This is a genomic window from Rhizobium yanglingense (assembly GCF_977109285.1).
Genome location: NZ_CDSAWY010000005.1, coordinates 1,810,695 through 1,833,873, shown reverse-complemented (window position 1 = coordinate 1,833,873; position 23,179 = coordinate 1,810,695). Strand labels below are relative to the sequence as shown.

Annotated in this window: 16 protein-coding genes, 1 tRNA gene and 4 pseudogenes; 10 read left to right on the top strand and 11 right to left on the bottom strand. The window is 57.6% G+C overall.

Annotated elements, in window-relative coordinates:
- The first annotated feature begins 7 nt into the window (after positions 1-7).
- The 3 genes and pseudogenes from ACW4PC_RS18855 (at position 8) to ACW4PC_RS18845 (ending at position 3,215) form a co-directional block, all read left to right on the top strand.
- Positions 8-747 (top strand): annotated as a pseudogene (locus ACW4PC_RS18855) (16S rRNA (uracil(1498)-N(3))-methyltransferase).
- A 148-nt stretch (positions 748-895) separates the two neighbouring features.
- Positions 896-2,269 carry a glutamate--cysteine ligase gene (locus ACW4PC_RS18850; RefSeq protein WP_455874773.1) on the top strand — a complete coding sequence of 458 codons (1,374 nt, stop codon included), beginning with the start codon at positions 896-898 and terminating at the stop codon, positions 2,267-2,269.
- An 85-nt stretch (positions 2,270-2,354) separates the two neighbouring features.
- Positions 2,355-3,215 carry a DUF937 domain-containing protein gene (locus ACW4PC_RS18845; RefSeq protein WP_455874772.1) on the top strand — a complete coding sequence of 287 codons (861 nt, stop codon included), beginning with the start codon at positions 2,355-2,357 and terminating at the stop codon, positions 3,213-3,215.
- Between the two features lie 87 nt (positions 3,216-3,302).
- On the opposite strand, the gene ACW4PC_RS18840 is transcribed toward ACW4PC_RS18845, so the two are convergent.
- Entirely contained in the window at positions 3,303-3,602 is a 300-nt protein-coding gene (locus ACW4PC_RS18840) for a DUF1127 domain-containing protein (protein WP_455874771.1), read from the bottom strand.
- Between the two features lie 198 nt (positions 3,603-3,800).
- Between ACW4PC_RS18840 and ACW4PC_RS18835 the strand changes: the two are divergent.
- Positions 3,801-4,758: pseudogene (locus ACW4PC_RS18835) on the top strand (LysR substrate-binding domain-containing protein).
- A gap of 3 nt (positions 4,759-4,761) precedes the next feature.
- On the opposite strand, the gene ACW4PC_RS18830 reads toward ACW4PC_RS18835, so the two are convergent.
- The 5 genes from ACW4PC_RS18830 to guaB form a co-directional block, all read right to left on the bottom strand.
- Positions 4,762-5,391, bottom strand: a complete 630-nt coding sequence (locus tag ACW4PC_RS18830; RefSeq protein WP_022717280.1) for a TetR family transcriptional regulator — start codon at positions 5,389-5,391, stop codon at positions 4,762-4,764.
- A gap of 267 nt (positions 5,392-5,658) precedes the next feature.
- A complete protein-coding gene (locus tag ACW4PC_RS18825) occupies positions 5,659-6,531 on the bottom strand; it encodes a dienelactone hydrolase family protein (protein ID WP_455874770.1) in 873 nt (290 codons plus the stop codon).
- 83 nt (positions 6,532-6,614) lie between these two features.
- The gene (locus ACW4PC_RS18820; protein WP_455874769.1) at positions 6,615-7,034 is read right to left on the bottom strand and encodes an MAPEG family protein; all 420 of its coding nucleotides are present in this window, start codon (positions 7,032-7,034) and stop codon (positions 6,615-6,617) included.
- Positions 7,035-7,101: 67 nt separating this feature from the next.
- The gene (locus ACW4PC_RS18815; RefSeq protein ID WP_455874768.1) at positions 7,102-7,662 is read right to left on the bottom strand and encodes a hypothetical protein; all 561 of its coding nucleotides are present in this window, start codon (positions 7,660-7,662) and stop codon (positions 7,102-7,104) included.
- A gap of 2 nt (positions 7,663-7,664) precedes the next feature.
- Positions 7,665-9,149, bottom strand: coding sequence for an IMP dehydrogenase (gene guaB / locus ACW4PC_RS18810; protein ID WP_092583541.1), 1,485 nt, complete (start codon positions 9,147-9,149; stop codon positions 7,665-7,667).
- 433 nt (positions 9,150-9,582) lie between these two features.
- On the opposite strand from guaB, the gene ACW4PC_RS18805 reads away from it, so the two are divergent.
- Positions 9,583-11,004, top strand: coding sequence for a DHA2 family efflux MFS transporter permease subunit (locus tag ACW4PC_RS18805; RefSeq protein ID WP_239595386.1), 1,422 nt, complete (start codon positions 9,583-9,585; stop codon positions 11,002-11,004).
- Positions 11,005-11,010: 6 nt separating this feature from the next.
- Here ACW4PC_RS18805 and ACW4PC_RS18800 read toward each other — a convergent pair whose 3' ends face one another.
- The 3 genes from ACW4PC_RS18800 to ACW4PC_RS18790 are packed head-to-tail and all read right to left on the bottom strand — an operon-like array spanning position 11,011 to position 13,754.
- Positions 11,011-11,394, bottom strand: coding sequence for a VOC family protein (locus ACW4PC_RS18800; protein WP_455874767.1), 384 nt, complete (start codon positions 11,392-11,394; stop codon positions 11,011-11,013).
- A 58-nt stretch (positions 11,395-11,452) separates the two neighbouring features.
- Entirely contained in the window at positions 11,453-12,172 is a 720-nt protein-coding gene (locus ACW4PC_RS18795; RefSeq protein ID WP_133936861.1) for an RlmE family RNA methyltransferase, read from the bottom strand.
- A 7-nt stretch (positions 12,173-12,179) separates the two neighbouring features.
- A complete protein-coding gene (locus tag ACW4PC_RS18790; RefSeq protein WP_455874766.1) occupies positions 12,180-13,754 on the bottom strand; it encodes a Ppx/GppA phosphatase family protein in 1,575 nt (524 codons plus the stop codon).
- 248 nt (positions 13,755-14,002) lie between these two features.
- On the opposite strand from ACW4PC_RS18790, the gene ACW4PC_RS18785 reads away from it, so the two are divergent.
- Positions 14,003-14,076: transfer RNA gene (locus ACW4PC_RS18785), tRNA-Gln, on the top strand.
- A 762-nt stretch (positions 14,077-14,838) separates the two neighbouring features.
- Here the strand turns inward: ACW4PC_RS18785 and tnpA are convergent.
- A pseudogene (gene tnpA / locus ACW4PC_RS18780) lies at positions 14,839-15,287 on the bottom strand (IS66-like element accessory protein TnpA).
- A 500-nt stretch (positions 15,288-15,787) separates the two neighbouring features.
- Here tnpA and ACW4PC_RS18775 point away from each other — a divergent pair.
- Positions 15,788-16,341, top strand: a pseudogene (locus ACW4PC_RS18775) (recombinase family protein).
- A 358-nt stretch (positions 16,342-16,699) separates the two neighbouring features.
- The gene (locus ACW4PC_RS18770) at positions 16,700-17,920 is read left to right on the top strand and encodes an AAA family ATPase (protein ID WP_455874765.1); all 1,221 of its coding nucleotides are present in this window, start codon (positions 16,700-16,702) and stop codon (positions 17,918-17,920) included.
- Between the two features lie 1,002 nt (positions 17,921-18,922).
- Here the strand turns inward: ACW4PC_RS18770 and ACW4PC_RS18765 are convergent.
- Positions 18,923-20,977, bottom strand: coding sequence for a S8 family serine peptidase (locus ACW4PC_RS18765; protein WP_455874764.1), 2,055 nt, complete (start codon positions 20,975-20,977; stop codon positions 18,923-18,925).
- Between the two features lie 583 nt (positions 20,978-21,560).
- On the opposite strand from ACW4PC_RS18765, the gene ACW4PC_RS18760 reads away from it, so the two are divergent.
- Complete coding sequence (locus tag ACW4PC_RS18760) at positions 21,561-22,313, top strand: trypsin-like serine peptidase (protein WP_455874763.1); 753 nt, start codon at positions 21,561-21,563, stop codon at positions 22,311-22,313.
- A gap of 149 nt (positions 22,314-22,462) precedes the next feature.
- Positions 22,463-23,179 (top strand): hypothetical protein, encoded by a 717-nt coding sequence (locus tag ACW4PC_RS18755; protein ID WP_455874762.1) that lies wholly within the window; start codon positions 22,463-22,465, stop codon positions 23,177-23,179.

The following is a 23,179-nucleotide window of genomic DNA, read 5'->3' as shown; positions in this document are numbered from 1 at the left end:
GTTTGAGATGCGCGCCAATTTCCGCATGCAGCGGCTTTTCGTCGATGCTTCCTTGTCGCCGGGCGCCGCCGGGTGGAGGCCAGTTCCGACCAGTACAATTATCTCGCCAACGTGCTGCGCATGACGGACGGCGCCGAAATCCTGGTATTCAACGGCCGAGACGGAGAATGGAAGGCGAGCCTTTCCTTTCCGACCCGCAAGCGCATCCTGCTGACGCCAACCGAGCAGACCCGGCCCCAGCCGGCTCCATCCGACCTGCACTATCTTTTTGCGCCGCTGAAGGTCGGCCGCCTGGACTACCTCGTGCAGAAGGCGGTCGAGATGGGCGCCGGCGTGCTGCAGCCGGTCATGACGCAACATGTGCAGGGCAAGATCACCAATCTCGATAAACTGAAGGCCAATGCTGTCGAGGCGGCAGAGCAATGCGGCATCCTCGCCATCCCGGAAGTTGCCGAGCCGGTGAAGCTCTTCGATCTGCTCGACAACTGGCCGCAAGAGCGGCGGATCATATTTTGCGACGAGGGCGATGCGGGGCAAAACCCGCTGCCACTGCTTTCGAAGATCGAGGAAAAGCAGCTTGCGCTGCTCGTCGGACCGGAGGGCGGCTTTTCCGAGGAGGAGCGCGCGCGGCTGAGCGGCCTCGATTTCGTCACGGCCATCCCCCTCGGGCCGCGTATCCTGCGCGCCGACACGGCTGCGGTTGCGGCCATGGCGGTGATCCAGGCGGCCGTCGGCGACTGGAATTAACCTTCAAATCAGGCTCCGTTGAAACAGCCTGCTATTTTTTTGATGCGTCGTTGAAAGAATTTCACTTGCAACATACGTGAGACCGGCACTAATCACCCTTCCAATTGCCCGGGCTACCGGGCGTTCCCCAGAATACAGGTTACGTTGAATGGCTCGCGATACTACTGACCAGACACCGATTTCTTCGGTGCAGGAGCTGACCGATTACATTGCCGCGGGGAACAAGCCGAAGGAGCGCTTCCGCATCGGCACCGAGCATGAAAAGTTCGCCTTCTTCCGTGCGGACAACAACCCGGTTCCCTATGCCGGCGAAGCCAGCATCTCAGCCCTTCTGAAGGGCCTGCAGGCAAAGAACGGCTGGGATCCGATCATGGACGGCGAAAATATCATCGGCCTTGCCGAGCAGCACGGTATGGGCGCGATCTCGATCGAGCCGGGCGGCCAATTCGAGCTTTCCGGTGCGCCGCTGGAAACGATCCACGAGACCTGCAGGGAATCCAATTCGCATCTCGCGACGCTGCGCGAAATCGCCGAGCCGATGGGCATCCGCTTCCTCGGCATCGGCGGCAGCCCGAAATGGACGCTCGCCGAGACGCCGCGCATGCCGAAATCCCGTTACGACATCATGACCCGCTACATGCCGAAGGTTGGCACCAAGGGCCTCGACATGATGTACCGCACTTGCACGATCCAGGTGAACCTCGACTTCGCCTCCGAAGCCGACATGCAGAAGAAGATGCGCGTGTCGATGAAGCTTCAGTCGCTGGCAACCGCGCTCTTCGCGTCCTCGCCCTTCACCGAAGGTCAGCCGAATGGCATGCTTTCCTGGCGCGGCGACATCTGGCGCGACACGGACAACCGGCGCTCCGGCCTGCTCGATTTCACCTTCCGCGACGACTTCGGCTTCCAGCACTACATGGAATGGGCGCTCGACGTGCCGATGTACTTCATCGTCCGCGACGGCCACTATCATGACTGTACCGACGTCACCTTCCGCCAGTTCATGAACGGCGCGCTAAAGGGCAAGGTCGCCGCGTGGGAGCCGACGATGGGCGACTGGACGAACCATCTTTCGACGCTCTTCCCCGACGTTCGCCTGAAGCGTTTCCTCGAGATGCGCGGTGCAGACGGCGGCCCGTGGCGCCGCATCTGTGCTCTGCCCGCCTTCTGGGTGGGCCTTCTATACGACGAAGCGGCGCTCGATGCGGCCGATCAGCTGACGAAGAACTGGACATTTGCCGAAGTCAGCGCGCTGCGCGATGCCGTTCCAACGGCCGGCCTGAAGGCCGAGTTCGGCGGCCACGCCCTTTATGAAACCGCCCGCGAGGTCATCGGTATTTCGAAGGCGGGTCTGAAGTCGCGCAACCGGCTGAACAAAGAAGGCCAGGATGAGAGCATCTTCCTATCGCCGCTCGACGAGGTGATGGCGAAAAAAGCCACGCTCGCCGAGGACCTGCTGGCGCGTTACAACGGCCGCTGGCAGCACTCCGTCGAGCCGGTCTTCGAGGAATATCAGTACTGAACTCTTCGGCAAAAAGCCGTTTGCGCATTCCGATTTCCGTTTATAGTGGCGATTCACAAGCACTAGAAAGCGGGGGAGGACTGTCATGTTGCCACTCTTCGACATGATGATGCAGGCGCAGAATGGCGCGGCGATGGACGCGATCTCCAAGCAATTCAACCTTGCCCAGGAACAGGCGACCAAGGCGATGGCGGCGCTGATGCCCGCCTTTTCCGCCGGGCTGAAGCGCAGCACGAGCAATCCCTATGACTTCATGGGCCTGATGCAGGCGGTCGCATCCGGCAACTATGCCAAATATTTCGAGGACATGACGAAGGCCTTCACCCCGGAGGGCATCTCGGACGGCAATAATATCCTCGGCCAGCTTTTCGGCTCCAAGGAGGTTTCGCGCGCCGTCGCCGCACAAGCCGCGCAGATGACCGGCATCGGCCAGGAGATCTACAAGCAGATGCTGCCGGTGATGGCCGATACGCTGATGGGCGGGCTCTTCAAGCAGGCGACCGGACAGATGGCCTCGCCCGTCAACCCTTTCATCAATACCGCGATGGGCGAGACGATCCAGAAATGGCTGGAAAGCACCGGTTTTGCGCCAAAGCCGAAAACAGCACCCGAGCCGAGCATCTTCGACAATCCGTTCACGCAAGCGATGCAGGTGATGTTCAGCACGCCGCAGCCAGAATCCAAGAAGGCTCCAGCCAACCCGTTCCTCGACAATCCTTTCGCCAAGGCCTTTCAGGACATGATGGGAAGCCTCAATCAGCCGGCGGCGCAAAAGGCGCCCGAGCCTCCGAAAGAAGAGGCCAAGGAGCAGGCGGAGAATTACCTGAAGATGCTCAACACCATGTTCGACAGCGGGCTTGAGGTGCAGAGGGGCTATCAGAAAAGCATGGAAGCGATCTTCGAGACCTATCTGCCTAAGAAGGGCCAGCCTTCCTCCAAGATATAAAAAAACCCGGAGACAGCTTGGGAAAGCCGGTCACCGGGTCAAGCGGCAGGGCTATTGGCTATCACCCTGCGGGGAAACTGGCCGCTCCTAATCGACGTAGGAACGGAATATCGCGAGGCGCCAGCGGCGGCGCGCCGAGTTCGTCAGATGTGCCGACGGATCTTCGAAGAAGGTCGACGTCGACAGGGCGGCGGTAACGTCGGCCCGCGTCAGGCCGATATCCCGCAACTGATTGTCGTCGAGGTCATTCAGGCCGTTGATCGCTCTGCGATTGCGGAATGCGCGAAAGAGAGCCGTCAGCGGCACAAGGGTTCCGCCGAGACGCTGGGAAAACGTCGCGGGCTGCTTGGCACAGTCGAGTTCTACTGTCTGGTCAATCATGCGCATCGAACTCTCCTTTCTTTCGGGCGCAACAGCCCACCCCTCCCGCGAGGTCGAGCGGAAGGAGGGCTGAAACCTAGGCAGGACAGCAGGGTGTCTGTCCGTCACTTTGCTTGATTTGCATCCCGAAGATGCCAAAGACCTATTGATCAGTCCAACGAATGTTTCTAATGGTTATTATCAGCAATCGTTATAGGTGAGCCCATGTCCGCGCCTCTTGATATTGACCAGTTGCAGACTTTCATCGCCATCATCGATTTCCGGCAGCTTCACCAAGGCGGCCGATCGCGTCTACAAGACGCAATCCGCCGTCTCGATGCAGATGCGCCGCCTCGAGGAACGAATCGGCAAGCAGCTCTTCATCAAGGACGGCCGCGGCAACCGCCTGACGGTGGAGGGCGAGAAGCTTCTGAACTACGCCCGCCGTATCATCCGCCTCAACAACGAGGCAATCGCCGCTTTCGACGACAACCGTCTCGAAGGCATGCTGCGCATCGGCACGCCGGACGACTACGCCGACCGCTACATGCCGGAGATCATCGGCCGTTTCGCCAAGACTCATCCGAATGTGGAGCTTTACATCGTGTGCGAGCCCTCGGTGGATTTGGCAGAACGCATGCACAAGGGCGAGCTCGACATCGCGCTGGTGACGCATAACCCGCGGGAACGCATGTCCGACGTCGTCAGAACCGAGCCGCTCTGCTGGGTCGGCTCCGCCAACCACCCGCTCCGTGACGACGCGCCTGTGCCGCTTGCTGTCGGACGCCGCGATTGCCAGTGGCGGCAACTTGCCTGTTCGGCGCTCGATGCCGTGGGCCGCGAGCATCAGATCCTCTTCACAAGCTGGTCATGCACGGTGGTTGCCGCTGCCGTGCTTGCCGGCATGGCGGTTTCGGTGATGCCGGAATCGGCATTGCGGACAGGCATGAAGGTTCTGAGCCAGGCTGACGGCTTCCCTGCCCTGCCGCCGGTGCAGATCGGCATCATGAAGCGTCCGGGAGTTTCAATCTCGCTGATGAATGCGATCACGGCGCATATCACCGCCTGCCTCGACAACATCACGCCTGCGGTGGTCGACGACAATCTGGAACCGGATGTGAAGACGGCCTATGCGCGGCAGTATCCGCGCCTGAAGGCCGCCAACATGGTACCCAGCTGGTAGGCTTCAGGCCGCCTCGGCGAAAAGCGAAGCGCGGATGACGTGCTTCCATTCGTCCAGCATCCTTTTTGCCAGCTTTTCTTCGCTCTTGACCGCGAGGCGGATCGATGCGCCGATCAGGTGGCTGAAAAGGTAAGTGCGCGCTTGCATATCGACTTCCGGCATCTCCGGGGCGATGCGCTTTATCGCCTCGAGGAAAATCTCGGCCACGCGATTGCTGTGCTGGATGTTGAGCTGCAAGAGATCCTGGTCGGTCTCCGTTCCCATCCAGACGCCGAGATAGGTGGCGTCGTTGCGGTATTCGTTATAGTACCAGTCGATCATCACCGAGATCAGATCCAGTGCTTCATCGAGGGACTGGACGTTGGAGAACATGACGGCCGTTTTCGCCTGGACTGCGGCCGCATGCCGGTCGAAGAGCGCTTTGACGATCGCCGCCTTTTCAGGGAAATATTGATAGACCGAGCCGATCGGCACCTTGGCGGCAGCGGCGAGCTCCGTCATGCGCATGGCGCTGACGCCCTTTTGCGCGATCAGCTCTGCGGCGGCGGCAAGGATCAGATCGAGTCTCTGGATGCTGCGTTCCTGCTTCGGCTTCCGGCGAAGGCCGATGCGATCCATACCCTGCGCGCTCATATCGTTCCCATGAATTATCGTTGAGCGGCGGAAGATGGCTCAAACCGGCGCATCCGAGCGATATGGCATGCAGGTATTCATGCGCCGTAAATCGAAAAGCTCGCATTTTAACAGACGCCAGAAGCATATGAAAATCGGGGTGATAAGCCCCGATTTGGTCGTTCAAAGCTGTGGGTCAGTTATTCGGCAGCCGCCGGCTGCACGGATCGCATCGAGCCTGTGGCCGTGCTGTTTTTCAAGAGCACGAACGCGGCGGTTGCAACCCGATCAGGCCAGGCTCTTCTTCAAGAACTCGACGGTGCGGCTCCAGGCAAGATCGGCCGCCTTCTTGTCGTATCGCGCCGAGGACGTGTCGTTGTTGAAGGCATGATTGACGCCGTCGTAGACGAATATCTGGAAGCTCTTGCCGTTTGCTTCCAGTTCCTTCTTGTAGGCGTCGATGCCGGCATTGATGCGGTCGTCGAGGCCGGCATAGTGCAGCATCAGCGCCGCCTTTATGTTCGGCACGCCAGCCTTCGGCTGCGCACCGTAATAGGCGACGCCTGCCTTCAGCTCCGGCGATTGCGTCGCGAAATTGTTGACGACCCCGCCACCCCAGCAAAAGCCGATGGCGCCGACATTGCCATTGGCAGAGGGAAGCGTCGTCAGGTACTTGAGGCTTGCTTCGGCATTCGCGACAGTTGCAGCCGGCTCAAGCTTGCCAAACATGTCCCGCGCCTGATCCTCGTTCTCCGGCGTGCCGCCGAGCGGAGATAGGAAATCCGGCGCCAGCGCCACGAAGCCTTCCAGCGCCATGCGGCGGGCGACGTCGCGGATATGCGGGTTGAGGCCGCGATTTTCGTGAATGACGATAACGCTGCCGAGCTTTCCGGATGCCTCCTTCGGTTCGACCAGATAGCCCTTCATCTCGCCGCTGCCGCCGGGATAAGTGACATCCTGCGCCTTCAGCCGCTCGTCGTTGGCCGGGACCATTTCCGCACTCGCCTTGTTTGCCGCAAGCATCGGCGCGATGACGGCGGCAGCACCTGCCGATCCTGCAAGTTTCGTCAGCTTGTCCATGAAGCTGCGGCGGTCGAGCGTCAGATGCGTGTATTCGTCATAGGCGTTGATCATCGCCTGCGTGATTTCCGGCTTGTCCATGTGAACCTCCTCTTTTCCTCGCTGAGCCAAAGCCTGATGAGAGATGATAGGTCAGCCGACGATAACGCAGGAACAAAACTGCGTTACCCGCTGAAGGCCATCCAGCCGGCAAGCCACGCCCACATGGCACCAAGCACGACGTATCCGGCAGCAAAGAGCGGACTGCGCAAGCGCATGCGGTTGCTCGTCACATGTGCGAAAGCGTGGGCATACCGCAACGCCACGAAGATCCAGGCGAGCATGAGGGCGCCCAGATTGTCGGCCTCGGTGATGTAAAGCAGGATGCAGCAGACATAAAAGAGAACCGGCAGCTCGAACTGATTGGCGATGCTGTTCTTGACGAAAAGGCTTTCCGGCGGCTCGCTGCGGTTTTCGCGATAGTCCGAAAGTTTCACATTGCCGGATTGCACCGCCTTCCGGCGGCGGACGCTGAGCAGCATGTAGAGGCCATAGACCAGCGCGACGTGGGCAATAATGGGCCAGAACATTTCGTAGCCGGTCATAGTGTCTCCTCTGCGGCTTCTCTCATATTTTTCAAAGCAGTAGAGGAAAGTTCCGGCACTTTCCAGCCTATCGCCCGTCGACACCGCCAGGTGTCAGACGGATCAGGACGAAACGAAGGATGACGATTGCCGAAACGGCGAGTGCTGCGAATTTCAGCTTTGTCATCCAGGGCAGCAACGCGGCGGCGGACGCGGCGGCGCTGCTGTCACCGAAAGCAATCAGGCTGGAGAGATTCTCGGCATAATCGGCAAAGCAGTAGATGAACGGCAAAACGTAGATCGTCTTGATGAACGCTGGATGCATCGGTTTGCCGAAATAGCTGCCGCCCGGCTGGAGCTTCACCACAATCGTGAAAAGAAGCATCGTCACCAGCGCCGGCAGGACGAGCTCCGGGCCAAGATACATGCTCCGCAGCAGCGCACGCGCGACATCGTTTTCGCTCAGCACATTCTGCATGGCGGTAACCGTAGGCTGATCATAGCCGGTGAAATAGGTGTCGAGCACCATTTCTCCGGTTTCATGGCGGAATGGCAGGACGAAGCCGAAGGTCGTCCATGCCAACACTGCGAGGCAGAGAATGGCAAGCAGCCCGATCATCCTGGAGGGTATCCGGCTGCCCGCAGTCACGATCAGGCGCCTACGCCCGGATAGTTCGGGCTTTCGCGGGTAATCGTCACGTCATGGGCATGGCTTTCGCGAAGGCCGGCGCCGGAGATGCGCACGAAGGTCGCGCGTTCCTGGAACTCCTTGATATCCTTGCCGCCGACATAACCCATCGCTGCCCTCAGGCCGCCCGTGAGCTGGTGCAGGACGCCGGAGACCGGACCCTTATAAGGAACCTGGCCTTCGATGCCCTCCGGCACGAGCTTCAGCGTGTCGCGGACTTCCGCCTGGAAGTAGCGGTCTGCCGAGCCGCGCGCCATGGCGCCGACCGATCCCATGCCGCGATAGGCTTTGAAGGAGCGGCCCTGATAGAGATAGACTTCGCCCGGGCTTTCATCGGTACCGGCGAGCAGCGAGCCGATCATGACGGCCGAAGCGCCGCAAGCCATCGCCTTGGCAAGGTCGCCCGAGAACTTGATGCCGCCGTCGGCGATGACCGGAATATCCTGAGCGCGCGCAGCTTCGACAGCCGACATGATGGCGGCGAGTTGCGGCACGCCGACACCGGCGACTATGCGCGTCGTGCAGATCGAGCCTGGGCCGATGCCGACCTTGACGGCATCCGCACCGGCATCGATCAGTGCCTTGGTGCCGTCCGAGGTCGCGACGTTGCCGGCCATGATGCGAACCGAGTTGGACAGCTTCTTGACGCGGGTGACGGCATCGAGAACACGCTGCGAATGGCCGTGCGCAGTATCGACGACGAGCAGATCGACGCCGGCTTCAATCAGGCGCTCGGCACGCTCGAAGCCATCATCGCCGACGCTGATGGCGGCGGCAGCGCGAAGACGGCCTTGCGCATCCTTGGATGCGTTCGGGTTCAGCTGCGACTTTTCGATATCCTTGACGGTGATGAGGCCAACGCAGCGGCCTTCCGGATCGACGACCAGCAGCTTTTCGATGCGGTGCGAATGCAGCAGGCGCTTGGCCTCCTGCTGATCGACGTTCTCTTTGACCGTGACGAGGTTATCCCGCGTCATCAGCTCGTGGACCTTCTGGGCCGGATCGGAGGCAAAGCGGACGTCGCGGTTGGTCAGGATGCCCACGAGGCGGCCCGACTTCTCAACGACCGGAATGCCGGAAATGCCGTGCGTCTTCATCAGAGACAGCGCTTCGGCAAGCGTCGCATCCGGGCCGATCGTCACCGGATTGATGACCATGCCGCTTTCGAACTTCTTGACTTGCCGAACCTGCTCGGCCTGCTCGATCGGGGTCAGATTGCGATGAATGACGCCGAGACCGCCGGCCTGCGCCATGGCGATCGCCAGTCGGCTTTCGGTGACGGTATCCATTGCGGAGGAGAGGATCGGGATGTTCAGGTCGAAATCGGTCGCGATGCGCGTGGCGATGTTCGTCTGACCGGGCATGACCTCGGAGTGACCGGGCTGCAAGAGCACGTCGTCGAAGGTGAGCGCGTCCGCTCCGGTTGCCGTTTCTATGATGCGAGCCATGGCCAATTTCCTTCAATTAAGAAAAATGCGACCCACCCGGAACGAATCGTTCCGCACCGGCGGTGTGCAAGGGTTGCTTTGGAAGTTGGCGAGGGCTCGTAACACGTCTATGACAGGAAGGGAATAGCAAAACGCCCGGCGCATGCACCGGGCGCGTAATGGCTGCCATGCGTCTGGATCAGATGTCCAACTGGTCGGTCTTCGGCATGAAGCGGTGGCCCGTTCTTAAAATATCTCCGTCTGTGATTCCCGCTGCGGCGGCTTGAACCTATGTCGATTTTGAAAGGAAAAGTTGCCGGGAACCGCCGTCTCACGCACACGTGATGCAAACCCGCAGCTCCCGCAGTTTCAGGGATTGGCAGAGGCGGCAACTGGGACTAGACAGCACGGGCCTCCGAGCCATCCTCCCAAGAGTCGCCCAAGGCTTTTGCCTATGAACCGCATTGTTCCGCTGATCCTCGCCGTCGCGCTCTTCATGGAGCAGATGGATTCCACCGTCATTTCGACCGCCCTGCCCGCGATCGCCAGCGACCTGCATGTCGGGCCGATCACGCTGAAGCTGGCGCTGACCTCCTACATGGTGTCGCTTGCGGTTTTCATTCCAGTCAGCGGCTGGATGGCGGACAGGTTCGGCGCCAAGCGCATCTTCCGGCTTGCGATCTGCGTCTTCGTCATCGGCTCGATCTTCTGTGCAGTATCTTCCAATCTGGTCGAGTTCGTCTTCGCCCGCTTCCTGCAAGGCATGGGCGGCGCGATGATGACGCCGGTCGGCCGGCTCGTTCTCCTACGCACCACCCAGCGGAGCGAACTGGTTTCCGCCATGGCGCTGCTGACGATTCCCGCCCTTGTCGGTCCCCTCGCCGGTCCGCCGCTCGGCGGCTTCATCACCACCTATTTCAGCTGGCACTGGATCTTCCTGATCAACGTGCCGGTCGGCATCATCGGCGTCTGGCTTGCAACAATCTTTCTGCCGGAGGTTGAAGCAACCATGCCGCCGAAACTGGACTTCACCGGCTTCATGCTGACCTCGCTTTCCGCCGCGGGTGTCGTTTTCGGCCTCTCGGTCGTAAGCCTTCCGGCGCTGCCGCCGGCAATCGGTGTCACATCCACCTTGACCGGCTTCCTTTGCGGCTATCTTTATGTGCGTCACGCCAAGCGCCACCCGGCCCCGATCCTGAACCTGAACCTCTTCCGCAACCCGACCTTCCGCACTGCTACGACTGGCGGCAACCTGTTCCGCATCTGCGTCGGCGCCATGCCCTTCCTGACGCCGCTGATGCTGCAGCTCGGCTTTGGCCTGACACCGTTCCAGTCCGGCCTCATCACCTTTTCCGGCGCAATCGGCGCGATCACTACCAAATTCATGGCACGGCGCGTTTTCGCCGCCACCGGCTTCCGCACGACGCTTCTTTCGGCAGCCGCGGTCACAACGATCGTCACAATCACGACAGGCTTCTTCACGCCCGCAACGCCGCATCTCGTCATCATCACGGTGTTGCTCATCGGCGGCTTCTCGCGCTCGTTCATGTTCACCGGCGTGAACGCGCTGGCCTTTGCGGACATTGAGGATCGAGAAGCGAGCCAGGCCACATCGATGAGCTCGGTGATGCAGCAGATCAGCCTCGCGCTCGGCGTTGCCGTGGCCGCAGCGATCCTCGAGACATCCATCTATTTCCGCGGCGAGGCACTGCAGGTCGCCGACTTCCACCTGGCCTTCTACGTCATCGCCGGACTGACGGTCGTGGCGACAATCCCCTTCATTCGCATGGATAGGAATGCAGGGGCGCTGGTTTCGGGCCATCGCGCCAAGCGGATCGGCCCAGCCATCGAGACCGAGCAACAAGCGGTGAAATAAGCCCTGCTATTCCGGCTTTTCGCAGACTGCGGCAAGCTTGTTGCCGTCGGGATCGCGGATATAGGCGGCGTAGAAATTCGCATGATAGGAGCGCAAGCCGGGCTTGCCGTCATCAGTACCGCCCGCCGCGAGGGCCGCCGCATAGAACGCATCGACATCCGCGCGCGTTTCAGCGCTGAGCGCGATCATCGAACCGTTGCCGGCGGCGGCACGGCGACGGTTGAACGGCGTGACGATCCAGAGGCGCGAGCGGGTGTCGCCATCGGCTGAGTAGCCGATTTCCTCGTCAGAGAGACGCTGAAGCTTGTAACCGAGCACCGGCAGTACGGCGTCATAGAACCGCCGGGCGCGCTCGATGTCATTGGTTCCGAGAGTGACGTAGAGTAGCATCAGATTATGGCATTCCAATCCTGCAAGCCGCCATCATCGCCACAGACGAAGCCAAAGATCAAGCTTCCACAGCGTCCGTGACCGGCTTGCGGCCTTTGAAGCCCTTCGCCAGCAGGAACATCTCGACCGACTCGGCACGCGAGGAAGCCGGTTTGACGTGCACCACCTGACGGAAATGCTGCTTCAGCATGTTGAGCAATTCGCGCTCCGTGCCCCCCTGAAAGGTCTTGGCAAGGAAATGGCCGCCTTCGCCCAGAACGTCGACGGCAAAATGCGCGGCAACTTCGCAGAGATGCATCGTCCGCAGATGGTCCGTGCGGTGGTGGCCGGTCGTGGGGGCGGCCATGTCGGACATCACCAGATCCGGCGTGCCGCCGACCGCTTCCATCAGTTTCGTCGGCGCGTCCGGATCGAGAAAGTCGAGCTGCAGGATCTTCACGCCGGGAAGCGGCGCCATTTCCAGAAAGTCGATGGCCGCGACGCGGACATCCTCGTCGGTCGAGCCCGTCACCTTGGCGGCGATCTGCGACCAGCTGCCCGGTGCGGCGCCAAGGTCGATGATGCGGCGGGCGCCTTTGAGGATATTGTGCTTCTCGTCGATCTCCAGGAGCTTGAAGGCAGCCCGCGCCCGGTAGCCCTCAAGCTGCGCGCGCTGCACGTAGGGATCGTTGATATGGCGCTGCAGCCATTGCCGCGAGGAGGCCTTGAGCTTCTTCTTCTTGACGCGCTGGCCGAGCTTGCGGCCGGTGCGGTTGCCCGCGATCGGTGCCTTGGTCATTCTGTCCCTACCTTGCGCGCTGGCCGCGGCGGTTTCGATGGCGCCGCCAGACGCCGTCGTCCGCCATCATGTCGGTCAAGAGGCCTTCTCTCAAGCCGCGGTCTGCGACGCGCATGCGCGGGCTCGGCCAGCGGCGGCGAATCGCCTCCAGAATGGCACAGCCGGCGAGCACCAGGTCAGCGCGGTCCGGCCCGATGCAGGGATTGGCGGCGCGGCTCTCGAAATCCCATGAGAGAAGCTTCGCCTGCATGGCTGAAACCTCGTCATCCGAAAGCCAGATGCCATCCACCTTGCGGCGGTCGTAGCGCGGCAGGTCGAGGTGGACGCCCGCCAGTGTCGTCACCGTGCCGGACGTGCCGATCAGGTGAAAATCGCCAGAATGTGCGACCTCGATTTCCGGGCAGTCGAACCGCGCAAGCATGCCCCCCACCTCCGATACCATGCTCTCGAAGCTCTCCGGCGTCACATGCTGCCCGCCGTGGCGCTCGGAAAGCGTGACGACGCCGACCGGCAGCGAGGTCCAGTGAGTGATGTGATTGGCAAGGCGGCTGAACCGATTCTCGCCGATGCGGATGACCGCTATTTCCGAGGAGCCGCCGCCGATATCGAAAAGCACGACGGAACGCGTTTCGCGGCCGACCAGTGACGAACAGCCGGATACCGCAAGGCGCGCCTCCGTTTCGCGGTCGATGATCTCGAGTTCGAGGCCGGTTTCGGCAACGACGCGATTTAGGAAAATGGCGCCGTTTGCGGCCTGACGGCAGGCTTCGGTGGCGATCAGTCGCATGCGGCGGATCTCGCGGCTTTTCAGCTTTCCGGCGCAGACGCGTAGCGCATCGACGGCGCGGTCCATCGCCTCGTTGGAAAGGCGGCCGCTCGCGGCGAGCCCCTCGCCGAGGCGCACGATGCGCGAAAAGGCATCGACGACGCGGAACTGGCCCGGCCGGGTGGGCTGGGCAATCAGCAGGCGGCAGTTGTTCGTGCCGAGGTCGAGAGCGGCATAAAGTTCGTCCGGCCAGGGATGCTCGGCGGCCTGATCGCGGCGCTCGCGTTCAGGCGGCCGGCCGCCGCGATTGAAGCCATCGTTTCGAGGCTCGGAATGCCCATTGGCCTTAGCTATTGTTGCGGCTCTCGCAATGGCGGGATCCCTGGCAATGGCTGCAGGCTGGGCGATCCCCGGCTGGCCGACCGGCTTGCCAGGCGCCAGCGGACGGCCCTGCAGGCCGCGCTTTCCGCGATGCTTGCGCCGGTTGCGGCGGCTGGATGAAGCGTCGCCATCGGCCTGCGCGGCCGAAGCCGGCTTTTCATGCTGCTGGATCGCTGGGGATGCGCCATCATGCCGCTGGCCACCGTTACCGCGGCGGCGACGTTTGCGCTTGCGGGCCGGGTTCCCGGCTGCAGCTTCCATCGGGCGCGCTGCCTCTCCGGATGTCTCGGAGGAGGCCTGCGAAGCGGCATGAGGCGCGTTGCGGGACTGACCGCCCCGTTTGCCCTTCCGGCGCCGGGATTTCTTGCCGTCCCTGCGCACTGCCACTGACGCCCCGTCAAATTGCGGCTTTGCGCCGCCTTCGGGGTCTTCCACGTTCGTTTTTCCACGCGCCGCGCAAGTCCATGACGGTATGCAGCAGGCGCTCATTAGATTTTTGCGTTGCCGCGAGAATACCAGCGCGATGCAAAATCGCCAAATTCTTTTTGGATTCAAAAAATCGGGACCTGCTCAACCTCACCCGATTAGGGTGCAGAAATTTTTCCAAACAGTATTTGCATTCCTCCGGCTTTTGTTTATAAGCGCCGCACACCAGCGGAGCCGCTTTGCCGGCCGCGCCCTGCTGGGGAATAGTTCAATGGTAGAACAGCGGACTCTGACTCCGTCGATCTTGGTTCGAATCCAGGTTCCCCAGCCAAACACTTTTTTGAATGAAATCAGCGACTTAAAAGAACCAAAACTTGGCAAAGTTGCCGACTTCATGTTGCGTCGTGTTGCAAATCAGTTTCGTTGATTTCCAACGATTTTCACTCACGCGCGGCGAATCCACGCGACATGGAATGCAACATGGAAAGATCCGTCTCCTCGCACTTTTGCGAGTTTGAGAGTCGCATTCTACCTACTAATTTGATCGCATGCGCACGCCAGAACAAAATAGTGATGATGCGCGCCCAAGGGGCGATTTTGCGCGTCCATAGCGTCGGCTGAGCGCTTCAGCCAATCTACCGTCACCTCCAGCCTTCGGAAGCACTGACTGAGCCAAACATTCGTAATGATGGGGTCACGTGTTCGAGTCGACGTAAGCGGCACCAACCTTCCTTTTCTCCATTGAAATCATTATTCATTCAATGAAATCAAGGGATAGAGATTGACCGACTGAGCCCCAAGACAGGGACACGGCAGTCTAATGGTAATACGGATGAATCGACCGACCAAGCGCAAAGGCACAGTGAACGCCCAATTCAAACGGCGCGTTCCGCTCCATCTCCTCGACCGACTCAGAGGCTCGAAGTTTACGGCGGCCTTGCCCGTTGACCATACGCCCTATTCTGGTTCGCTAATGGTATCGTGTGTCATCCATGAGCACGTGAAGTTCTCTCTCAGGTTAATGCCGGCTCGAAAGTCGATCGGCTCACGATGCAGGTAAACCTTGAGATCAACGCCTAGCCTAAGCCTAAGCCTAAACATCACCCAGCACTCCGATTATCGCTGCCAACGCTTTTACATCACTGCATTCCAGTGTCAGATTTACACCGTTCGGCAGTGACGCGCTCACCTTGGCTGGAAAGGACAGAAAGTCGATCCTCTCTGGTTTCAACCGCCGCTCGCCACCAGGCGTGGCATGCGTTTCCAACGCACTGCTCTGCATTGGCAGAGCGCGATCCGTGCTGACCTGGACGGGAATAAACGCCGATGTTGACGACAGCGGCACAGGATGGACCGACGTGGCCTTCCTTATCCATTTCCGCAGGAGGTTGACATTCACCCCGTGTTCAAGCGCAAGCCGCGATACCGACACGCCTGGTTCAAGGCAAGCCGCAACAAGGCGGTTGACCGAAATGGGATCATATCGACGATGCCGTCGCTGCCCACAAGCCTCACACGCAGTCTCTGTTCATCTTCTTCCATGATTTGGTGTCCACCTATTTGGTGGACATCTCATGCCTCAGCGTACTCAAGAGCAAAAGGTGCGGGGGAAATTCGCGCTTACAATTACCTGAAAGCGCAGGAATAAGACCCCTTCTACCGGAAGACCACGGAATAAGAGTGCCGTACCAGAAGCTTGCGAATAAGACCCACCTACCAGATAGCGCAGCGAATAAAACCGACACACCAGAAGGCAGCGAATAAGTGTTGCCTACCAGAACACTCGCAATGGCAATAACCCCCGGCACAGAGAACGCGTGTCCTGTAGTCGTACCGCACAGGAGGAAACGCTCATCTAAGAGAATATCCCCAATGATCCGCATTAAATTGACCACCGAGCCGAATGCTCGGCACATCCACGTTGCCTCAACAACCATCGAAGGCTCGACCTACAGCGCAGCCTCATTGCCGAACGGAGGCTAGCTACGGTCCGTCGACCACAGGAAGCCGCCATTTCACTCTCAGGCACAAAGGATTTTCTTGTGACCGTCTACGGCTATGCCCGCGTATCGACCAGCGACGAAGATCTCACCATTCAGCGCGAGGCCCTGCTTAAGGCTGGCTGTGAACTCGTCAGAGAGGAGAAGCGCAGCGGCACGACCCTTGAAGGCCGTGAAGAGCTTGAGACCCTAATCACGTTCATGCGAGAGGGAGACGTGCTGGTATTCACTCGCATCGACCGTCTCGCGCGTTCCATCGAAGATCTTCAGGCAATCGTTAGGCGACTTGCGGCAAAAGGGCGTTGCTCTCCGCTCGACCGAAACTCCCATCGATACTAGCACAGCAGCGGCAAAGGCGTTTCTCCAAGACGCTAGGTGTCTTCGCTGAGTTTGAGACCAACTTGCGAAGGGAGCGTCAACTTGAAGGTATTGCCAAGGCAAAGGCCGCTGGGGTCTACGCCGGCCGCAAGCCTTCTATTGACGTTGAGAAGGTCGAGGCCATGCATAACGCAGGACACGGTGCTACAGCGATAGCGAAGGCGTTGGGCATTGGACGAGCCTCCGTCTACCGCGTGCTTGAAGGAAAGAGCGCCTAATGCATTTCCTACAAACAGCCGACTCCTGAAATGAGGCCGCTCTTTGGGAAATCCGAAGGCGGCTTTGTTCGTAGGGCGCCTTACTCATGGCCGAAAAGATAAGTTGTGCGAACGAGTGCGCCCCTCTGTTTTCTTTCGAGATCCAGAAACGCCGCGCGCTGTCGAAGCTGATAAGACCCATTTGCTACAGCATCTAGAACCTAGCGGTTCGCGCCGCGACTTTTTGCGAGCTACGCATCGGGCCGTTGCCCCAGACGAAATCGTGGGGGATGCTATTGACCCAATGAAGTCGGCGCGTCTAACTCGCTTTTAACTGCTTCGCTCTCTTGTAGATTTTCGCCAAAATGGGAAACCGAGAATGCTTTACCGGCTAGAGATCGAGAACTTCTATTCGATCCGCGAGCCACAGGTAATCGATCTCCGCTCACTGACACCAATTGACGATGTCGACGGGAGGTTCGGTCCTCTCTGGCGTGGTTCAGAGGAAAGGGTTCCGAAGACCATCGCAATATTTGGCGCGAACGCATCCGGCAAATCAACTGTCCTCAAGGCTTTGACGTTCATCGTGCAATTTGCGCTGCATAGTTTTTCGAGCGCAGCAAATTCAAGGATCATGCTTGATCGGTTCAATGATGAGGAGGCATTTGGTTTGCCTTGCCGTCTGGCCATAGAGCTTGCTGGCATTGCGGACATCACTGAAATTGAGAACCCGCGCGCTGTGCAGTGCCGTTACAGGTATGAGATAGAAATTGGTGGTCTCCGGGCAGAACCGGCGCGCGTCCTTCGGGAAGCTCTCTATTATTGGCCCCCTCCGAACCACAAGAAGGTAACGCTGTTTAATAGAGATGGGGCCGGAGGCGTTAAGGCCGCAAAGGCCTTCGGGATGGCTGGCTTCCGTGGAGCGATTGAGAAGATCCTGCGCCCAAATGCCAGCTTAGTTTCAACGTTGTTCCAGCTCAAGCATCCTTACGCCACGGCTGTTTGGAACCTAGGTTCTCAAGTTTACGGCAACATTTTCATCGAACGAACTGAGACCGACGATGCTGATATGGTCCGATATTACGCGGGGAATCAGGATCATCTAGGTAGGTTGAATCGGGAGATCTCAAGAATTGATCTCGGAATTCAACAGGTCGAGGTGTTTCCAGCGGCAAATGGTGGCCACGAAATGCAATTCCGCCACGAGGGCCTATCTGTCCCAATGCCACTTTATCTCGAAAGCCAGGGAACCAAGAGTTTTCTGAAGATCTATCCCCTGATCGCTCAAGTGCTCGAATTTGGTGGAATTGCTGTGATCGATGAATTGGACGCATCTATCCATCCGGCAATTTTGCCCGAAATCCTCAGGTGGTTCCACGATTCGGAAAGAAATCCGCACGACGCTCAACTTTGGATGACATGCCACAATGCCTCACTGCTTGATTTCCTTACGAAGGAGGAAGTGCTCTTTTGCGAGAAAGACGGCCTGGGGCGTAGTTGCGTTTACAAACTGAGCGAATTCGTTGGCATTTCCCCCGATGATAACTTCTACACGAAGTACCTAAGCGGCGCTTATGGCGCGCTCCCAAACCTTGGGTAAGTCCGTGCGCCAGCCAAGAGTTCATCCACGACACAGGGTTCATCCACGGCAAAGACTTCAACGCCGCCGCATCTTTGTTGGCTGCGAGGGCGAGAGCGAGCGCGGGTACGCTTCGCTTGTAAGTCGGCTTCTAGAGACGGTTCACCAGCGCCTCCATATAGACGCCAAACTGCTGGGAGGGGGAGATCCCCTGGCGCTGTGCGAGACAGCGGAGAGAACCATTACGCGCGAGGAGCGCAATCGCGAGTTGTTTGATCTTAAATTTCTGCTACTAGATCGCGATAAGATCGGCGTGACGCCACAGAGAGACCAACGGATTCAACCGATACTGAATAGGACCGGCGCGATCATTATTTGGCAAGACACTGCCCACGAAGCTATGCTTTTACGTCATCTACCCGGATGTGCCACGCTACGCCCGCCAACCACAATTCTCGCAGTCCAACAGCTGGAGCAGAACTGGCCGGAGTACGAGAAGCCGATGAGTGCGAGTCAACTCTCCACGCGGCTCGATATTGCTCGGCTTCAACAGGCTGCAGGGGTAGAGCAGGGTCTAGCCGACTTCTTTCAGCACATCGAAATCTTTTAGCCAGCCAATAAACGAAAGGCTGCAGCGGCGTCTGCCTCTCGAACCGCGCACGGACAAATAGCCGTCGGCCTACTAAATTTATCCGTTGGCGTTGGATGGCCGATGCCTGTCAGTGCGTTGGCTTGCCCGTCACAACTACTCCTGCCACCGTGGGGCGTGCACTAAGGCCCCCGGTGAGGTTGGTGCTGTTACGGCATCGCATACCGCCCCGGCAACCTCGTCCACGTCTCTAAGTCCCGGAAGGTGCTTCGTTAGAATTTTTACAATTGGTGGCCGGTCGGCGCGAAATTTGCAATTTCTTTGGATTTCATCAATAATTTTCGTGGCTACGTCCGTTAGTGCAACGGAATTGCAGGATGTGAGTGCAATCGCGCCGATTAGTGCGATAAAATGCCTGCGCATGAACTGTCCCCTCATTTGACTGGCGACGACGTGATATCTTCAGCGACAGCAGGGCAATCGCCGGGGTTGTTGGTAGTTACGAACAGCAGATCGCTGACGTCGCTCAGTTTAATTCGTTCACCGGCGCAAGTTACAAGCGCGGCGTTGGCGGAAATTTGAGCATCGACTATTTGGTTTATCGAGCCCAAACCCTTTGCGGGCCTCCGGGGGGAAGGGCGATTCTCTCGCTTGGAGTAAACACGCCACTCAGTGCTACCGGGCGAAGCCCCGGCTACTCTCATAAGTCGCAAGGCGTTACTCGGAGAAGCTCGGTCGATTGTGACATCTTTCTCCCAGTGGGCAAAATCGATGGGCTCCCAGCCGTTTCCTCGCTTCAGCCACGTTTTCGAAGGGTCAAGGAGGCATACACCTGGATCCACCACTCCAGCGGCGATTTTTCCGACTTCTTCGTTAACCTGGCCACCGCGGAAACTTGGAAGTGGCCAAGAACAAATTTGGACGCGATACTTTATGATAGGCGGATACGCATAGTACGTCGGATATTTCGCTATCATTCCGGCGACCATTCCAGCCACGTAAGCGGCTGCCTGTGAGGTTCCGCCGTCTGTGCTAGCGATTTCTGTATCCCCTACCCAGCCAGTTACAGTACCTGTAGGGGCGGCAACGTGCACAAACTTAATCTGCCCTTCTTCTGGATTTGAAACACCGGCTCTCTCAGTCAGCTTAGCAGCGCCCCTTGTGCAGTCCTCACAAGCGGTCACGACGATTACGTTCGCGTTATCTCCAAAATTTTGGGGAAACTTTCTGAGCTGAGCGTTCACAACCAGGGCATTGCCATTTTCTACCGGTGGTGCGGCGGTCACCACGATATTCAGAAAGTTTTCGATGGCACTCCCTTCGCTTGTTCGCAGCCTTGCGTCAGGGTTATTCCAGTAGGTCTCCGTGCCTATTGGCTCAATACTAGAGGCAAACAAATACACGTCAGGCCTGGAGTCGTTGTCTGACTGCAGATAGTAAGCGACATTTTCCATCACGCGCCCAATATCTTCGAATAAATTAAAGGGCTTAATATTAACTCTGGGCCAAATACCTACGAACCCCGTTGCCCTTTGGCTGGCGATTATTCCAGCCATGAGGTTTGCATGATTTTTCAGTTGCTCAAAAGCCACCCACCCGCAAGTTTTGGTCGAGAAAAATCTAAGGGCGCCCGCTCCTAGTGTCGGATACAAATTCCCGGCGGGGGATAGGGGGCCGTCCATCAGCATTACATTGATCTTCGTTAACGTATTATCTTTTCGCGCATCGCTATAATAATGAACGGCATCAGCATCCATATCGATGTAGTCCGAGTAATCGACATCGCTCCACGTAATGCCCTGCTTGCAAGCGTTCTCAATGAGGCTTTTGTCTACTGTGGAAGGACCTGAATTAAGTTTGATTGTCGAACCGCCGATGCCGCGGAGGCTAATGGAGATGTTCTGAAGATCGCTTTCGATGAGCGAATCATAGCCTTTGTGGGCGAGCTGTGCAGTCTTCGCTGCTACGACCGCTTCATATTGTACATAGGTCACTGTTGTAACGAATTTATTCTCGATCTTACCGTCCACTTTAAACTGAAAATGCGACCAATTTTTCGTAATGTTCTCCATGTACGTGCCTGTTTCTTCCGTGCGATAGCGAGTTGTTTCCCTTTTTCTTGTCGAAAGAAATATGCTTGGAAATAAAATTGTTTCACCGGCGGCGACCGTTGCCAGTAATTCCTCACTTCGCCCGTTAATCCTTGCCACCACTTGGAGCATAGGATTGCACGGTTCCGGATAACCCAGATGAAGTAGGGCGCTGCAGACCGTCTCACCCTTTTTCAGTACAGATGGTTCACTTGAGACGCTTACCCCGGATAATTCTAATACATTTAGTACGTCCCGGATATTTTCGGAAACCTTACCTCCGTCGAAGGTAATAACAACCGAAGGCGCATCTTTCATCTCGGCTCTGGCTGAAGCAGTGCTGTGCTCAGCTAGTAGGAACGTTACTGTGGCGAAAGAAACTTGCTGCAGCAATTTCATGTTGCATCCTCACAGCCAGTCTACATCAGGAAATATGTACAATTCTATTCTACCGATTAAATAAAACATTGACAAGCGGCATAGATGTGGCACGGTTGATTATTAGTCGCAGGTCTGGAGGAGCAGACATGACTATATCTTGGCCATTTAAATTGTTTTGTCTTGCGATTGTCATTACGTGGGCCTCTGTCTCAAGCACGGTCCTAGCGGACAATAATGATTGTGCAAATCGAGAGGCAACGTCATCCTTCGGCACGTGGCAGAGGCTTGGATACGTATTATCAAGCAAGAAAAACTTCAAAACTGTCAGCGACGACGACTTTCAAAACGCGCCGACGAGTAGCTTGCGACTTCAAATCAAGGACAACATCCCAGCGGCGGGCTCATGGGTGATATTTGTCCGTGATGATGTAGGGCGACCCCTATACTCCTAATTCGTCGGCCCAGCAATGTTGCCGCCACCAAGGGATTTTGGACTGAACGCGTCCGTGGAAACCGCCTCAATATTGAGGTTTTGGGGTTAAAGCCAACTGAAGAGGTTACCCTTGTAGGGGCAATCGCGTACCCCGCTGAAAGTAACAAAGTGCATCTGTTTTCGACCAAAAAGCCTGAACCCGATTGGCATGAAGCATACAAGTCGGGGGACGTAATAAGGAGACTGGCGGATCCGGTTGCTTTTCTTCTTACAAGCGGCACGTCTCCAAGTGGCGATCTCGAAAGCTGGACGTGCACGAGCGTCCTCGTGGAAGACCATACTATATTAACGAACTGGCATTGTGGTGGAGCTAAGTGGCTTAACAGCACGTTGTATTGGAATTCCGAGGTATTGAGCAATTGCTTATTGGATTTTAGGTGGGACGGGGGGACGTCGTCCTCCCAATTTGGATGCGGAGAACTCATTACCGCTGATCCCGCCCTCGATTTTGCGCTTGTAAAGATAGAGCCGCTTGCGGCTGGCGCACCTCTTAACAGCTTGCCGATTCCAGTCGAGATAGCAGTTGGAAATGAAGCTACAAGTAACCTGTTGGTGGTGCACCATGCTCGGTCTCTTGCAAAAAATCTTAGCAGAAATTGTGCTTCCGTCGCTGAAGCTGACCGCCCGCAGTTCTTTTTCCACAACTGCGACACAGATCCTGGCGCATCGGGCGCCCCGGTTTTCGACGAAAGCGATGGTCGCGTAATCGGCTTACACCATGCAGGGTTCGAAAGAGATAAGGATTGCAAGGTATTAGCGCGGAAAAACGAGGCGGTAAGTATAATGAGCATAAAGGAAGCCGCTTGTAAGGAGTTGGTTGTGAGGGCCAAACTCCCGCGATTATGCGGGACAAAAGGATAGGTTCGATGAAACTATTTCTGCTCGGCATTCGCATCGCGTTTGCTTTTCTGTTCTCCATTGCTTCGCAAACCTAGGCTGTCGATGTAACGAGCGCCGATTTTCAAAATGCGGTCGGCAAGTCTACAGATGACGCTGCCTTCATCGAACTATTGTCTAAACTGCCGCGGGTCGTTTATGACGGCAGAGAACCTTTCTATGTTTTGGAGGGAGACCTCCGGCTGACGCAACAGCAGGTCTGGGCCCGAATAAACTCCGCCACTCCGGTTCCTGTGGCTAATAATTCCGAACTGAATGTCATGTTTCGAAATGGTCTTGCAGATAAGTGGCCGCTTGGCCACCGGTCATTGACTTTCGCAATCGACAAACGGTCCTTCACCAACGCGGAATACAAACTGATTAGGAAGAATTTTCTACTTGCCATACCAGCCTGGACTAAGTCCTGCGGCTGCGGCTTGTCGATAACACATAAACCAGAACACGACTTTAAACCATCCCTATCGGATGTGACCTTCATTGTAAAAAAAGATCCCAACGCCCGAGCATTTTACGCCTTGGCATTTTTCCCTAACGATCCGCGAGACACCCGATATGTGATCATTGGGCCGGAATATTTTCAGCAGATCGAATACGACAAAGTCGGGATCATCCGACACGAGATTGGGCACGTCCTTGGCTATCGCCATAGCCACATCGGCGGAATTGAAGGGTGCGAGTTCTATGAAGAGAAGGACAAAAACTGGAAAGCATTGAGCCCATACGATAGCTCATCCGTTATGCATTATCCCTGCGGCGGGGGAGGATCACCGAAGTTCTTGCTTTCGGCGACAGATCAAAGAGACCACCGCAAGTTTTACGGAGGAAAGTGA